This window comes from Pedobacter rhodius, from assembly GCF_027213645.1.
Taxonomy (GTDB): Bacteria; Bacteroidota; Bacteroidia; order Sphingobacteriales; family Sphingobacteriaceae; genus Pedobacter; species Pedobacter rhodius.
On record NZ_JAPWGL010000003.1, the window covers coordinates 146,843 to 161,434 of the forward strand.

At 37.3% G+C, this 14,592-nt stretch carries 15 protein-coding genes; 6 read left to right on the forward strand and 9 right to left on the reverse strand.

What is annotated here, in order from left to right; all coding sequences use genetic code 11:
- Nucleotides 1-3: 3 nt before the first annotated feature.
- The 3 genes from nusA to O0931_RS10690 all read right to left on the reverse strand — a co-directional run bounded on the left by nusA (nucleotide 4) and on the right by O0931_RS10690 (nucleotide 2,324).
- Nucleotides 4-1,248: a transcription termination factor NusA gene (gene nusA, locus O0931_RS10680; RefSeq protein ID WP_269415568.1), complete on the reverse strand. Its 1,245-nt coding sequence runs from the start codon at nucleotides 1,246-1,248 to the stop codon at nucleotides 4-6.
- Between the two features lie 64 nt (nucleotides 1,249-1,312).
- Nucleotides 1,313-1,777 carry a ribosome assembly cofactor RimP gene (gene rimP, locus O0931_RS10685; RefSeq protein WP_269415569.1) on the reverse strand — a complete coding sequence of 155 codons (465 nt, stop codon included), beginning with the start codon at nucleotides 1,775-1,777 and terminating at the stop codon, nucleotides 1,313-1,315.
- Between the two features lie 121 nt (nucleotides 1,778-1,898).
- Nucleotides 1,899-2,324, reverse strand: coding sequence for a hypothetical protein (locus O0931_RS10690; RefSeq protein WP_269415570.1), 426 nt, complete (start codon nucleotides 2,322-2,324; stop codon nucleotides 1,899-1,901).
- Nucleotides 2,325-2,342: 18 nt separating this feature from the next.
- On the opposite strand from O0931_RS10690, the gene O0931_RS10695 reads away from it, so the two are divergent.
- Complete coding sequence (locus tag O0931_RS10695) at nucleotides 2,343-2,687, forward strand: phage holin family protein (protein ID WP_269415571.1); 345 nt, start codon at nucleotides 2,343-2,345, stop codon at nucleotides 2,685-2,687.
- 95 nt (nucleotides 2,688-2,782) lie between these two features.
- Here O0931_RS10695 and O0931_RS10700 read toward each other — a convergent pair whose 3' ends face one another.
- The 4 genes from O0931_RS10700 to panC all read right to left on the reverse strand — a co-directional run bounded on the left by O0931_RS10700 (nucleotide 2,783) and on the right by panC (nucleotide 6,806).
- Nucleotides 2,783-3,922, reverse strand: coding sequence for an acyl-CoA dehydrogenase (locus O0931_RS10700; RefSeq protein WP_269415572.1), 1,140 nt, complete (start codon nucleotides 3,920-3,922; stop codon nucleotides 2,783-2,785).
- 566 nt (nucleotides 3,923-4,488) lie between these two features.
- The gene (locus O0931_RS10705; RefSeq protein WP_269415573.1) at nucleotides 4,489-5,469 is read right to left on the reverse strand and encodes a lysylphosphatidylglycerol synthase transmembrane domain-containing protein; all 981 of its coding nucleotides are present in this window, start codon (nucleotides 5,467-5,469) and stop codon (nucleotides 4,489-4,491) included.
- Between the two features lie 4 nt (nucleotides 5,470-5,473).
- Nucleotides 5,474-5,824 carry an aspartate 1-decarboxylase gene (gene panD / locus O0931_RS10710; protein WP_109929749.1) on the reverse strand — a complete coding sequence of 117 codons (351 nt, stop codon included), beginning with the start codon at nucleotides 5,822-5,824 and terminating at the stop codon, nucleotides 5,474-5,476.
- Nucleotides 5,825-5,960: 136 nt separating this feature from the next.
- Nucleotides 5,961-6,806, reverse strand: coding sequence for a pantoate--beta-alanine ligase (panC, locus tag O0931_RS10715; protein ID WP_269415574.1), 846 nt, complete (start codon nucleotides 6,804-6,806; stop codon nucleotides 5,961-5,963).
- 149 nt (nucleotides 6,807-6,955) lie between these two features.
- Here panC and O0931_RS10720 point away from each other — a divergent pair, with 149 nt between their 5' ends.
- The 3 genes from O0931_RS10720 (at nucleotide 6,956) to glmS (ending at nucleotide 11,174) form a co-directional block, all read left to right on the forward strand.
- Nucleotides 6,956-7,780: a glycogen/starch synthase gene (locus O0931_RS10720; protein ID WP_269415575.1), complete on the forward strand. Its 825-nt coding sequence runs from the start codon at nucleotides 6,956-6,958 to the stop codon at nucleotides 7,778-7,780.
- 22 nt (nucleotides 7,781-7,802) lie between these two features.
- Nucleotides 7,803-9,200 carry a DUF4270 domain-containing protein gene (locus O0931_RS10725; protein WP_269415576.1) on the forward strand — a complete coding sequence of 466 codons (1,398 nt, stop codon included), beginning with the start codon at nucleotides 7,803-7,805 and terminating at the stop codon, nucleotides 9,198-9,200.
- 135 nt (nucleotides 9,201-9,335) lie between these two features.
- Nucleotides 9,336-11,174 (forward strand): glutamine--fructose-6-phosphate transaminase (isomerizing), encoded by a 1,839-nt coding sequence (gene glmS, locus O0931_RS10730; protein ID WP_269415577.1) that lies wholly within the window; start codon nucleotides 9,336-9,338, stop codon nucleotides 11,172-11,174.
- A 439-nt stretch (nucleotides 11,175-11,613) separates the two neighbouring features.
- On the opposite strand, the gene O0931_RS10735 is transcribed toward glmS, so the two are convergent.
- Both O0931_RS10735 and mutY read right to left on the reverse strand, forming a co-directional pair.
- Nucleotides 11,614-12,051 carry a single-stranded DNA-binding protein gene (locus tag O0931_RS10735; RefSeq protein ID WP_269415578.1) on the reverse strand — a complete coding sequence of 146 codons (438 nt, stop codon included), beginning with the start codon at nucleotides 12,049-12,051 and terminating at the stop codon, nucleotides 11,614-11,616.
- Nucleotides 12,052-12,132: 81 nt separating this feature from the next.
- Nucleotides 12,133-13,176, reverse strand: a complete 1,044-nt coding sequence (gene mutY / locus O0931_RS10740) for an A/G-specific adenine glycosylase (protein WP_269415579.1) — start codon at nucleotides 13,174-13,176, stop codon at nucleotides 12,133-12,135.
- Nucleotides 13,177-13,344: 168 nt separating this feature from the next.
- Between mutY and O0931_RS10745 the strand changes: the two genes are divergently transcribed.
- Together O0931_RS10745 and O0931_RS10750 are read left to right on the forward strand one after the other, a co-directional pair.
- On the forward strand, nucleotides 13,345-13,647 hold the full coding sequence (locus O0931_RS10745; protein ID WP_269415580.1) for an HU family DNA-binding protein: 303 nt from the start codon (nucleotides 13,345-13,347) through the stop codon (nucleotides 13,645-13,647).
- 10 nt (nucleotides 13,648-13,657) lie between these two features.
- Nucleotides 13,658-14,530: a tetratricopeptide repeat protein gene (locus tag O0931_RS10750; RefSeq protein WP_269415581.1), complete on the forward strand. Its 873-nt coding sequence runs from the start codon at nucleotides 13,658-13,660 to the stop codon at nucleotides 14,528-14,530.
- Nucleotides 14,531-14,592 lie beyond the last annotated feature (62 nt).

A 14,592-nucleotide genomic window follows, 5' to 3' on the forward strand; every position in this document is an offset into this window, starting at 1 on the left:
CACTTATTCAAATTCTGACTTCAAAATTTGAACCACTTCCTTAATGGTTTCTTCTTCAAGGTCGGTGCGTTTCACCAAATCTTCTACCGTAAGTGCTAGTACACTCTTGGCAGTATCGCAACCGATAGCCTTTAATTCGTCGATAATCCAGCTATCAATCTCATCTGAGAATTCTTCTAAATCAACGTCTTCATCATTTTCTTCACCGGCTTCACGGTAAACATCAATTTCATAACCGGTTAATTTACCGGCGAGTTTAATGTTATGTCCGCCACGGCCAATCGCTAATGATACCTGATCAGGTTTTAAATAAACTGATGCATGCTTAGTATCATCATCTAATTTAATAGAAGTGATTTTTGCCGGACTTAAAGCACGGGTAATGTATAATGAACTATTGCCTGTAAAGTTAATTACATCGATGTTTTCATTTTTTAATTCGCGAACGATACCATGGATACGTGAACCTTTCATACCCACACATGCACCTACCGGATCAATACGATCATCGTAAGATTCTACTGCCACTTTAGCGCGTTCTCCCGGTTCGCGAACAATTTTTTTTATGGTAATTAGTCCATCGAATATTTCCGGAACTTCCTGTTCGAATAATCTTTGTAAAAATTCAGGTGCTGTTCTGGAAATAATAATTTTTGGATTTGCGTTAATCATCTCTACTTTAGAGATTACTGCTCTCACAGAATCGCCCTTTTTAAAATAATCTGCCGGAATTTGTTCCGTTTTAGGCATTAAAAGTTCATTACCTTCATCATCTAAAACCAAAGTTTCCTTTTTCCACACCTGGTAAACTTCACCGGTTATGATTTCGCCTACCCTATCTTTATATTTTTTGAAAATTTCGTCTTTCTCCAGTTCCAATACTTTAGAAACCAAAGTTTGGCGGGCTGCTAAAATTGCCCTGCGGCCAAAACTTTCTAATGTAATCTGCTCAATATAATCATCACCAACTTCCAAACTCGGATCAATCTGATTCACCTCAGCAAGTTCGATTTCCAAATCATCATCTTCAGAAAATCCATCTTCCATTACTTTTCGGGTTCTCCAGATTTCTAAATCCCCGTTATCAGGATTCACAATCACATCACAGTTCTCGTCTGTTCCATATTTTTTACGCAACATGCTACGAAAAACTTCTTCCAACACACTAATCACCGTTGGGCGATCTATATTTTTGAAATCTTTAAACTCCTGAAAAGAGTCGATTAAATTAATTGTTGTAGTACTCATTTTTTACCATGATTAAATAGATTAGCAGGATTACAAGATTACCTCGTTTCGCTCCTAAATCGCATTACTTAAAACTTATTAATACACTTGTTTCTAATATATCATTAAACGGAACAGCTGTTTCAACCGCTACCGCCTTTTTTCCTTTTTCTTTAACTGATTCTTCAATCAGAATATTGTTGTCGGTAACCTCTAAAAGTTTACCTTCTTTTTTTTGCCCGCCGGCAAATTTTATACTTACTGTACGGCCAATGTTTTTGTTATACTGGCGGATAAGTTTTAAGGGCTCACCAACACCAGGAGATGAAACTTCTAAATTATAAGCCTGTTCAATTGTATTTTCTTCTTCCAGATGAAAACCAACATGCCTGCTTATTGCCACACAATCCTGTATGCTTATGCCCTCATCGCCATCAACATGTATAATTAATTTGTTGTTTGGCAACATTTTTACTTCGACCAAAAAAAGTTCCGGACGATCTGCAATTTTCTCTTCTACGAGTTCAGTAACTCTCTTTTCTACCTGCATATTTTAACCCGATTTCATAGAAAAAGGGGACACTGTCCCCTTCTCTTTTCTTCGATTACGATGCAAATGTATAAAATTTTTAGTAATAATCAAACTCTTGTACAGGAATTTACATTCAAAACTATCGCTTGAGTATTTGGCGATGCGGTTCGAGGTTATGTTTTATTGTCCCGGTAAATAATTTATTTTTATCGGCAAAGCTAACGCCTATATAGCTTTCTACCAGGTATATCTTGTTTTTAACAAACGGGGTTTCCGGCTTGAAAGTAACTGAATCGCCCTGCATAATTGTGCGCCCTGAAATGATTTTTTCATCCTGTAAGCTATCTGTTTCGCCCGGGATTAATATAACAGCCATAAAGTTAACGGAATCAGGATTAGACTTATAATCTTTTCTCAATTCAAATAAACTGGCGCCGTCAATATTTTTAATTATAATAGAAGTGCTATCTTCCGAAAACTTAATCAGGGGTGCTTTGTTTGTATTGGAGCACGATGCTAAATTCAAAACAACAGGTACAAACAAATATTTAACAGATTTAAACATTTTACTAAATTAAACATTATGAGACTAATTATTGAAATCCTTTTAATGGGCTTGGCTGTCTTTATTGGGGCAAAACTCGTTCCGGGTGTAACCGTTGATGGTTATGGGAGTGCAATTATAGCGGCAGTTTTAATTGCCCTTGCAAATGCAACAATCGGCTTTATATTAAGACTGTTAACCTTCCCGGTGAATTTTCTTACGCTGGGTTTAATGTCGTTCATCATAACCGTACTAATGATTTTATTGGTTGATAATATGATGACAAGCTTTAACACAACAGGATTTTTAGCGGCTGCATTTTTAGCCATCGTTGTGGCTTTGATAAAAGCAATTTTTGGCGCGATAGCCGGCGAAAAGGAGTAATTCAGTTGGCAATTTTCAGTTCACAGTTTTCAATTAACGGTTTTCAGTTGGCTTTTTAACTGGCCAACTGAAAATTGCCAAATGTGAACTGAAAACTACCTGATAACCTCTCTTGAGATAACCATTTTCTGTATTTCAGACGTGCCTTCATAAATCTGCGTAATTTTAGCATCACGCATGAGGCGTTCCACATGGTATTCTTTAACAAAACCATAGCCACCATGTACCTGAACCGCTTCAACGGTTACATCCATCGCAACTTTTGAAGCAAATAATTTAGCCATGGATCCGGCCTGAGTATAAGGCAACCCCTGGTCTTTTAACCAGGCGGCTTTATAAACTAATAATCTTGCGGCTTCAATCTGAGTCGCCATATCAGCAAGTTTAAATGCGATCGCCTGATGTTCTGATATTGGTTTGCCAAATGATTTGCGTTCTTTGGCATATTGAGTTGCCAGCTCAAACGCACCCTGAGCAATACCCAGGGCCTGTGCGGCAATACCAATCCGGCCGCCTTCCAATGTTTTCATGGCAAATTTAAAGCCGAAACCATCTTCACCAATTCTGTTTTCTTTCGGCACTTTAACATCATTAAACATTAAAGAGTGCGTATCAGAACCCCGAATCCCCAATTTATTTTCTTTTGCCCCAATGGTAAAACCTTCCATTCCTTTCTCAACGATAAAAGCATTAATGCCTTTATGCCTCAATTCGGGATGTGTTTGGGCGATAACCAGATAAGTTGAAGCTGTACTGCCGTTTGTAATCCAGTTTTTAGTGCCATTCAGTAAATAATAATCGCCTTTATCTTCTGCTGTTGTGCGCTGTGAAGTTGCATCAGAACCAGCCTCGGGTTCTGATAAGCAGAACGCGCCGATTTTTTCGCCGGATGCCAAAGGTTTCAGGTATTTCTCTTTCTGAGCCTCGCTTCCATAAGCTTCCAACCCATAACAAACCAACGAATTATTTACAGAAACCACTACAGAGGCTGAAGCGTCAATCTTAGAAAGTTCTTCCATAACGAGTACGTAAGATATTGCATCTAAACCACTGCCACTATATTTTTCAGAAACCATCATACCTAAAAAACCGAGTTCTCCCAGCTTTTTTACTTGTTCGGCCGGAAATTTCTGATGTTCATCTCGCTCGATAACACCGGGTTTCAGTTCCTGCTGCGCAAAATCGCGGGCAGCTTGCTGAATCATCAATTGCTCTTCACTTAATTCAAAATGCATAACATTTATGTATAAAAGGTTAGTGTTTCAAATGTAGCATTTCCATTTGAAATTACTATGGCTGCATAGCAATTATTTTAGCAGTTGCTTAAAATGGTTAAGGGTTTAGCTTGGCTGAATGATTAACGCGGTCTATTTAATATGAACTGCATAGGATTAGACAAGTATATTTAATTTGAAGCACAAGGGCTGTAATGTTTAAGCGGGTTCCGGTCCTGTCTGCCTGCGGTAGACAAGCTTTTGCTTCGCCTCTCCCCGATTTTACATCGGGATGCGGGCCTTCCGCGTCAATCAGGGCTATTTTTCAAAATATAGTTGCTTTTGGGTTGCTTCTTTTGTACCGGTCTTTGTTTTTAAGCCCGATGGGAGCGGCATCCTTTTTGGGTAAAGTTTTGTTTAATTTGAGCAGAAAACTGCCCGAAAAGATACAGCGTACAGCGGGACAGGTGGCCGCCAATGGCCGTATGCGCTCACTTCCAATATAAAATATTACCTTAACCCATTACCTGACACCGTCGGTCTGGATTAATATTTTCTATAAAGTACTATGACTTTGAATTCTTAGCTTATTTAATTTTAGGTACTAAAAGAACTGAAAATAAGCTTAATCCACCTAAAATTAGGATAAGCAAAAGTTGCGAAGAATGAATGATGGTTGCATAAGCAAGGCCATCCTTAAAAGCAATGGAATATAAAACCAAAGCTTGTGCAACCATCCAATGGAAAACCCCAATTCCACCCTGAACAGGTGCTATCATTGCAAAGCTTGAAAATATAAGTGCTGTAAAAGCTGCATTAAAACCTAAACCGGATGTGATTTGTATTGCTGAAAAAGCCAGGTATAGGGATAACCAGTAGAAAAACCAGATTCCGAAAGTATAAACCATAAATAATGGCTTGTTTTTTAGCTTTCTATAGGAATTAAAACCTTGTCTCAACCCGGCAAAAATTCTTAAAAATTTCTTGCTCAGCTTTTTCCTTATCAGATAGATGATTAATGTTGTTAGTATAACCATCAATATAAATAAGCCGATTATCCAGAAATAATTTAACGATTTTATCGCATCAGCTGTGTTGCTGTAAATGGTGTGGTAAAGAAAGTCGGAAACCAATTGATATTGGAAAAGAAGCAGCAATAACCCTGATAAAAGCAGCACCAATACATCAATTAACCTCTCCGTAATCACGGTACCGATTGAAGCAAACATCGGAACTTTTTCTGTCTTAAGAATAACCGAACAACGGCCAATTTCACCGAAACGGGGTAATGCCAGATTAGCCAGGTAACCAATAATTACGGCATGGTATGTATGCCAGAAACTTACCTTATAACTAATGGATTGATAAAGCATCCGCCAGCGCATGGCCCGAAGCACATGTGCCAGCCAAACTGAAATGCCAGAAAATGCAACCCATAAGAAATCAGCCTGCTTAATTTCATGCCAGATCTTATTCAAATCCTGACCTTTAAAAGCCAGGTACAAAATGCCTATTCCTATTAAAAACAGAACAATGTACTTGAACAACGATTTCAGGTCGAAAGCCACAAAGTTATTTTAGCAAGTGGTTATTATCATCAGGGAAAACAAGTATCGGATTGTATTTTTTCGCTTCGTCAATTGGTAAAGAACCGTATGACATGATAATAAGTATATCACCTAATTGAGCCAGGCGGGCAGTTGCTCCATTTAAACAGATGGTTCCGGTGCCGCGTTCGCCTTTAATTACATAAGTTTCAAAACGGGCGCCATTATTATTATTTACAATCTGCACCTTTTCATTGGCAATAATGTTAGCTGCATCCATTAAATCTTCATCAATCGTAATACTACCTACATAATTCAACTCGGCCTGTGTTACTTTAACACGGTGTATTTTCGATTTTAATATCGTGATAATCATTCGGCAAAGTTAGTAATAAAGGATTGGATGAAAAAAATGTAAAAGAGATGTAATATGTAAAATGGATGAGGATTCATGGTTGATGGAAAGGAAATATCAGATTACATCATCCATCTTACATCTAATCCATCTTACATCATTTAATAATCATATTATCTATCAGCCTTGTATTTCCTACTTTTGCGGCAACCAGCGCAACCAAATTACTTTCATCTTTAGACTTTGAAGGCTCCAGTGTATCACCGTTGGCAATGGTAAAGTAATCAAGTTCCACGCCTTCTACATTGTGATAAAATGATTTTGCTTGTTTTTCGAGTTCATTTAATGAATAGGAAGCGAAATTATCAGCAACAAATTGTAAAGACTTACTTAATACCAGGGCATTTTTTCTGTCTGTTTCAGATAAATGAATGTTGCGGCTGCTCATGGCCAAACCATCATCTTCGCGGATTATCGGGCAAGTAATTATCTTAATAGGCAGTTTGAAATGAGCAAGCATATTTTTAATCATCAACACCTGCTGAAAATCTTTTTGACCGAACATAGCCACATCAGGCTCTACTGCATCAAAAAGTTTTTTTACGATTTGCGTCACTCCCTGATAATGCCCTTTTCTAAATTCCCCTTCTAATAAAAACTCTGCTTTTCCTAAATCTATATGCCAGTTTTCATCAGCACCTGATGGGTACATTTCTGCTACGTTTGGCATAAACACGCCGTTACATCCCGCATCATTCAGCATCGCCAGATCGTGTTCTATCGGCCGGGGGTATTTTTCGAGGTCTTTAGGATCGGTAAACTGGGTTGGATTTACGAAAATACTGCATATGATGATATCAGCATTCTCCTGAGCCAGTTTTATCAATGAAATATGACCATTGTGCAAAGCGCCCATTGTAGGCACAAGGGCTACCTTTTTACCAGAGGCCTTTAATGGTTTTAAGTAAGCTTTAAGCGCTTCTTTGGTTTTAAATATTTCCAAACTAAACGATATGAGTTAAGGCTGTAAAGGTGTAAATTAATCTAACTGAAACCAAACAAATGCTTGCTATATTGATAAATAGTATTATTATTCTTATCTTTGCAGCTCATTATCTTTTATTTAACTTAATATTTTCTTAAAATATGGAGATGGCAAAAACGAAGCTGCTGATTGTTACACACGAGATGTCGCCTTTCCTCGAGCTTACTAAAATTTCTGAGATTACTCGCCAATTACCTCAGGCTATGCAGGAAAAAGGATTCGAAATCCGCATTCTGATGCCAAAATTCGGTAACATCAACGAGCGAAGAAATCGTTTACACGAAGTAATACGCTTATCGGGAATGAACATCATTATTGATGATAACGATAACCCTTTAATTATTAAAGTAGCTTCCATCCCGGCTGCACGTATGCAGGTTTATTTCCTGGATAATGAAGAATATTTCCAGCGCAAACAGGTATTTGCTGATGCAAGCGGAAAATTCTTTGATGACAACGATGAGCGTACAATCTTTTTCTGCAAAGGTGCGCTTGAAACTGTTAAAAAATTAGGCTGGGCACCAGATATTGTTCACTGCCATGGCTGGATGAGTGCTTTAGTGCCTGCTTACATTAAAACAACTTACAAAAACGACCCTACTTTTAAAAATTCAAAAGTTGTTTATTCCATTTATGAAGGCGGTTTTACTGAAAAATTAAATGCTAACTTCTCGAAAAAAGCGGTAATGGCCAACATGACTGAAGAGGATACAAAAGCGTTTGAAGATGCAGATGTTAACAGCCTGCATATCGGTGCTGTAAGCCACTCAGACGCAGTAGTTTTAGCAGATGAAAACCTTGATGCAGCTGTGTTAAAATATGTTAAAGATTCAAATAAGCCAACTTTAGCTCATAACTTAACCGAAAATTTTGAAAACTTCTATACTTTTTACGAAGAAATTTCAAATGAAGAATTGGTTTCTGTTGCTTAATTAGGTATTATTATTTTTAAATATGAAATTTATAAAACAAGACTTATTAACCCTGTTGATAGGTCTTTTTCTTTTTGCATCCTGTAAAAATCCGACAGGCGTAGGTTTAGATGTTGATTCGAATACGGCTATTCAGGGTACTTTGGTAAGCGACCAGTTGGTTAGTTCACAAACGATAAGAGAGGCTGATGTTACGACTTCAAATTTAGCGCGTTACCCGCTGGGTTATATGAACGACCCAATTTTTGGAAAAACAGAATCGAGTGTAGCTATGACCGTATTTCCGTCAGAGCTTAGCCTGGATTTTACTACTGCGACTTTAGATTCTGCCGTTTTAGTGCTTAATCTGGGTACACAATTTTATGGTGATACAACCACATCAAAATACAGCATCGATATTTATCAGTTAACCAATACGATTACAAAGTATAAATCATCTGATGTACAGGCACACAACAGTACCTTGCTCGGCAACTTTAACAGCAAAATTTATCCAAATACGCCTATCAAAATAACAGATGTGGTATCTGGTGGCAAGGATACGTCACGAACGGTGAAGGCACAAATCCGAATTCCTTTAAACAAAGCCTTTATTCAAAGCACGATTTTAAGCTTGCCAACTACAGGCACAACAACGAATGCCAAATTCTCAGATTACTTTAAAGGTCTTTACGCCGAGATTAATAAAACTTCCTCAACAGGTACAGGCGGAATTGCTTTTTTAGATTTCGCAAATTCAAGTTCTTATCTTCAGCTGGTTTACAAAAAAACAAATTCATCAAGCGGTATCGATACCCTTTCAAAAAAATTTCCGATTGCTAATGCAGTCGGGCAGGTTATCACGGCTAATATTAAACACGATTATACAGGAACGCCTATCAAAACCCAGTTAGATAACCCGACATTACAATATAATGTTACCTATTTACAGGCCCTTGCAGGTTTAAAGACTAAAATTTCTTTTCCTAACTTAAAAAATTTCACCACTGTTTATGGCAAAGCAGTCATAAATAAAGCTGAACTAATTGTAGACTTAAGCTCGGGAACTTTTGGTTATCCGTTTAATGCCCCGCAGAGATTGTCGCTTTATCGCTGGGATATTGCAGAACAGCCTGTTAATGTTCCCGATCATGATCAATCCAGCTCGAGTTATGCCGGAGACCCCCGGGCACTTTCTGATGCTGTTTTCGGAGGCTACTATGATGCATTGAATAACAGATATGTTTTTAATGTTAGTGCTTATGTTCAGGATTTAATCGATAATAAAAAAATAGATTATGGTACTTTTCTGGCGCCGACGTCTTTAACAGAATTTGAAGTATTTCCATCAGCTTCATCGGCAGCAAGAGCTGTTATCGGCACATTCGGAAACACCACAAATCGCCTGAAACTGAATATTTATTATACGAAGATTAACTAATCATCGCTTTAAAATGCTTAAGCCCCACTGCATCGCAGCTGGGGTTTTTTATTTTGTGAATTCCACAAAAAAGACTTTTGGACATACAAACAAACGTTTGTTTAGTATATTTGGCAGAATAATTTAATTAAAAATATGTGTGGAATAGTAGGTTATATAGGCTATAGAGAAGCCTGGCCAATTGTTTTAAAAGGCCTTAAAAGGTTAGAATACCGCGGGTATGATAGTGCCGGTATAGCAATAATGAACGATAATGGCCAAAGCATCTATAAAAAAGTTGGTAAGGTTGCGGCCCTGGAAGAATTTGCTGAAAACAGGGATAAGACCGGCACCATCGCAATGGGCCATACCCGTTGGGCAACTCACGGAGTACCTTCAGATAGAAATTCACACCCGCATACTTCCAATAATGATAAACTTTCCATTATTCATAATGGAATTATCGAAAACTATGCGACACTTAAAGAAGAACTTTCTGGCCGCGGACACGAATTTAAAAGTGATACAGATACAGAAGTTTTAATTCATTTAATTGAAGAAATCCAAAATATAGAACAATTAGACTTACTTGAGGCCGTTCGCTTGGCGCTGAAAGAAGTTACAGGCGCTTATGCAATTGTGATTATGGACCGGGAAAATCCTGATCGCTTAATTGCTGCAAGAAAAGGTAGCCCTATGGTTATTGGTGTTGGTAAAGGTGAGTATTTTATTGCTTCTGATGCGACGCCGATAATTGAATACACCAAAAATGTAATTTACCTGAACGACCATGAAATTGCTTTAGTTACAAAAGATGATCTTTTAGTTAAAAGATTAGATAATGTGGTTCAAACGCCTTTAATTCAGGAACTGGAACTCAAATTGGAAATGCTTGAAAAAGGCGGTTTCGAACACTTTATGCTGAAAGAAATTTACGAACAGCCCAGATCAATCAGAGATTGTATGCGTGGACGTATTTATCCTGCAGAAGGTAAGGTGCAGTTAGGAGGAATTAAAGAGTTTATAGAAAAACTTAAAAATATCGACAGAATTATCATAGTTGCCTGTGGTACATCATGGCATGCGGGTTTAGTTGGCGAATATTTAATCGAAGAGTATGCCCGAATTCCCGTAGAAGTTGAATATGCATCAGAATTCAGGTATCGCAATCCGATTATCACGGAAAAAGATGTTGTAATTGCCATTTCTCAATCCGGAGAAACAGCAGATACAATGGCTGCAATAGAAATGGCAAAAGAACGTGGCGCTACCATATTCGGTATTTGTAATGTGGCGGGCGCATCTATACCAAGGTTGAGCCATGCAGGGGTTTACACCCATGCAGGACCAGAAATTGGTGTTGCTTCTACTAAAGCATTTACGGCGCAGGTTACCGTTTTAACACTGATAGCCTTTTACATGGCACAGCAAAAAGGAACAATAACCCAATCAAAATTAATAAGCCTTTTAACCGAGTTAGACAGCATTCCGGAAAAGATTGAGGTGGCATTGGAGTCTAACGATATCATTAAGGAAGTTGCTTCAAAAATAAAAGATTCCCGAAACTGTTTATTCCTGGGAAGAGGCAGTGGTTTTCCGGTGGCCTTAGAGGGTGCGCTAAAGCTTAAGGAGATATCTTATATTCATGCGGAAGGTTATCCTGCTGCCGAAATGAAACATGGCCCTATTGCTTTGATTGACGAAGAAATGCCGGTGGTATTTATTGCTACTCAGAATTCGTCCTACGAAAAAGTAATCAGCAATATTCAGGAAGTTAAAGCCCGTAAAGGCAAAGTAATTGCCATTGTTACTCAAGGCGATACCGAGGTTAATAAAATGGCAGATTATTGTATTGAAATTCCCGATTCGGATGAGGCTTTTCTACCATTATTAGCAACGATTCCATTACAGCTTTTATCTTATCATATCGCTGTAATGCGTGGCTGTAACGTAGATCAACCAAGAAACTTAGCAAAGTCGGTTACTGTAGAATAAATATGCTATTCATAAATGAGGCTGTCTCATAAATCAACTTATTTTTGATTCTTGTCACAGTGAGCAATGTCATTAAGTTAAAAAGGTCTTCGACAGGCTCAGACTGACAACACTTATGCTGAACTTAATGACATTTCACATTGAGCCTGTCGAAATGCCTGCCTGTGGTAGGCAGGGAGAGATCTATCCAGACAGATTTCTCGACTGGAGTGAAACGGAATGGAGAGATCTTTGAATCAAGTATTGAAATGAAATTAAAAAGATTTCTCCACTGCGGTCGAATCCGGTAGCTATCGGATGACGAAGATTCGAGGAGATTATCTCCTTTAAATTCTCCTGTCATTTATGTTGATTTTTATATAATAAATTACCCCTTGAAAGGACGAGATCTAGAAATTATCCCTCAAGATGACATTTTATTTTTATAACTTAACCCAATTTAAAATGGCAGATCACCATTTTCATCATTTGGCCGGATGGTAAATTCATCTTCGATTTTTGTTTCATTATTTTGAACATGGCTAACAGGTTGCCCTGGTTCAAAGTCACTCTTTCTGCCCAACATTGTAAAATTTTCGGCAACGATTTCGGTTACATATTTTTTAACCTTTTCTTTATCTTCAAAAGATCTGGTTCTTAATTTTCCTTCTATATATACAAGTTTACCTTTTTGCAGGTATTTTGATGCAACTTCTGCCAAACCTCTCCATAAAACGATATTATGCCATTCCGTTTGTTCAACACGCTTTCCGTCTTTATTGTACGTTTCTGATGTAGCTAATGGAAAGCTGGCAACTGTAACGCCTCCATCTAAATGTCGCACTTCGGGATCTTTACCCAAGTGCCCGACTAAAATAACTTTGTTAATCCCGGACATAAAATATCTTTTTTTGGTTAGTTTTATTTCTAAATGATTCACGATACCGATTAACGAAGGTTAGTTAGGCCCTCATAAGCATCAAAAATTTTCTTCGATAAAATTTCTGATTACATTAGGTTGCGGTAATTCATCCAATGTATTAAAAGAAACCCAATTAAGTTCCTTTTGTTTATTAAAGTTAAATATATAATTTTTTAAAGCAAAAAATCTTACATGGATAATTTGGTGAGTTAATACATGCTTTTTATAGCTTATGAATGTAATTTCTGTTTCACCGCCAAAATTTGATTTTACTGTAAATTCCAGTGTTTCGTCTTCTTCAGTTGAAAATCCGGTGGTCTCTATACATGGAAAATCGTACAGATGCTGCCAGATATCACCTGCCTGTCTTTCCCTTACCAAGATTTTATCATCTACCGTGCTAACCAGGTAGTTAAAATAACGATGTTTTTTTTCTGCTTTAGCTAACTTTACCGGCAACTGGCCAACAGCATTATTTTTAAGCGCATAACATTCTATATTCAACGGACATATGCTGCAATCAGGCGATTTGGGTTTACACTGAATGGCACCGAACTCCATTATGGCCTGATTATACAATGCCGGATCTTCTGTATAAAGCAATTCATTGGCAAGTTTAAAAAACTGTTTTTTACCTTCGGGCGAATTGATCGGCGTATCAATACCATAATAACGTGCTAAAACCCTGAAAACATTTCCATCTACAACTGCCCTGGCTTCGCCGGAAGAAAAAGAAGAAATGGCTGCCGCCGTATATTCTCCAATACCTTTAAGTTTAATCAGATCATCATGAAGGGTCGGAAATATGCCGTTATAATTATTCACAACAATTTGAGCGGTGTTATGCATATTCCTTCCGCGCGAATAATAGCCCAGGCCCTGCCATAGTTTTAACACTTTAGCTTCACTGGCCGCTGCAAAATCTGTAACAGTCGGAAAATTTTCCAAAAATTTATTAAAATAAGGCAGTCCCTGTTCAACCCGGGTTTGTTGTAAAATAATTTCTGAAAGCCATATTACATAAGCATCATTTGTGTGTCGCCAGGGCAAATCTCTTTTATGTATCAGATACCACGTTATAAGTTTATTCTGGAATATCATTCCCGCAAATTACGGTGTAATTATTGGTTTTAAAAAAACTTGCAATAGCCTGATGAGATAATAGATAAAAAAATCATCTTTTATTTCCCTATCTCATTAAAAAGCAATACTTTTGCAACCCCAAAACACTGATAATATTAATACACAATATATAATAAATAATAAAATATGACTAAGGCAGATATTATTTCAGAAATATCAACAAAAACCGGAATTGAAAAGGTTGATGTGCAGGAAACAGTTGAGGCATTCTTCAAGGTGATCAAAACCAGCATGATTGGCGGTGAAAATGTTTATGTTAGAGGCTTCGGAAGCTTTGTTGTTAAAAAGAGGGCTCAAAAAACAGCCAGAAATATCTCTAAAAACACTGCAATAATTATCCCTGAACATTTTGTTCCAAGCTTTAAACCAGCAAAAGTATTTGTTGATAAAGTGAAAAATAATTCGAAAAAAATTAAAGTAGAAGCTTAAAACCAGTCAAGTGAACAGTAGCATCAGATTAAAACAAACCATCATTATTGGAGCGATTTTATTGCTTGTTGCATTTCTGTTTACAAGAGACATTAAAGGTTTAGTTAAACCTACAGAAGAGAATGGTAAAATGCCTGCATCTGGTCAAATGTCAGAATCAGCAACCGCATCTTCCGGATTAAATATTCAAACAACATCTGAAGCTGCTAAAAATGTAATTAACAAGAGTTTAGCAACTGATATTACAGCCTTAGAAAACAGTTATAAAGGTGCAACAGGCGCTGAAAGAGTTGAACTGGCTCAACAACTGGCTCAGAAATGGGACGATGTTGAACAACTAACACCATCAGCATTATATTTAGAAGTTGTAGCAGAAGCAAAACCATCGTCAGTAAATTGGTTAGCATCGGGCAACAAGTTTCTAAAGGCTTTCGAAAGCACACAAGATAGTTTAGCGCAACCTGCCTTATTGCAGAAAGCCAATACTTCTTTTACAAAAGCTTTGGCATTAGATAAAGAAAATATAGATGCCAAGACAGGATTAGGTGTTACAATAGTTAACGGCTTAGGTGCACCAATGCAAGGGATTGCAATGTTGCTTGAGGTTGTTGCTAAAGACCCTAAGAACGTTAAAGCAAATATGAATCTTGGTTTATTTTCGATTAAATCAGGTCAGTTCGACAAAGCAATTCCCCGTTTTAATACGGTTATTGAAACAGCGCCAACACCTGAAGCCTATTTTTATCTGGCTACGGCTTTAGAAAATTTAAACAAAAATAAAGAAGCTGTTGAAGCCTATTTAAAAAGTAAAAAATTAGCGGCAAATCCAACTTTATCGTCATTCATTGATAAAAAAGTTGCTGAGCTAAAGAATAAAAATTAATTAACAGATTAATAAAAACATTTAAAACTTAAAATTATGCCAAGCGGTAAAAAAAGAAAAAG

Bases quoted from the DNA above. Each gene is read 5' to 3' on its own strand.
- O0931_RS10700 (WP_269415572.1), bottom strand. From the start codon at position 3,922: ATGCATTTTGAATTAAGTGAAGAGCAATTGATGATTCAGCAAGCTGCC.
- O0931_RS10695 (WP_269415571.1), top strand. From the start codon at position 2,343: ATGAGACTAATTATTGAAATCCTTTTAATGGGCTTGGCTGTCTTTATT.
- O0931_RS10725 (WP_269415576.1), top strand. From the start codon at position 7,803: ATGAAATTTATAAAACAAGACTTATTAACCCTGTTGATAGGTCTTTTT.
- panD (WP_109929749.1), bottom strand. From the start codon at position 5,824: ATGATTATCACGATATTAAAATCGAAAATACACCGTGTTAAAGTAACA.
- nusA (WP_269415568.1), bottom strand. From the start codon at position 1,248: ATGAGTACTACAACAATTAATTTAATCGACTCTTTTCAGGAGTTTAAA.
- O0931_RS10690 (WP_269415570.1), bottom strand. From the start codon at position 2,324: ATGTTTAAATCTGTTAAATATTTGTTTGTACCTGTTGTTTTGAATTTA.
- rimP (WP_269415569.1), bottom strand. From the start codon at position 1,777: ATGCAGGTAGAAAAGAGAGTTACTGAACTCGTAGAAGAGAAAATTGCA.
- O0931_RS10735 (WP_269415578.1), bottom strand. From the start codon at position 12,051: ATGTCCGGGATTAACAAAGTTATTTTAGTCGGGCACTTGGGTAAAGAT.
- O0931_RS10745 (WP_269415580.1), top strand. From the start codon at position 13,345: ATGACTAAGGCAGATATTATTTCAGAAATATCAACAAAAACCGGAATT.
- mutY (WP_269415579.1), bottom strand. From the start codon at position 13,176: ATGATATTCCAGAATAAACTTATAACGTGGTATCTGATACATAAAAGA.
- glmS (WP_269415577.1), top strand. From the start codon at position 9,336: ATGTGTGGAATAGTAGGTTATATAGGCTATAGAGAAGCCTGGCCAATT.
- O0931_RS10720 (WP_269415575.1), top strand. From the start codon at position 6,956: ATGGCAAAAACGAAGCTGCTGATTGTTACACACGAGATGTCGCCTTTC.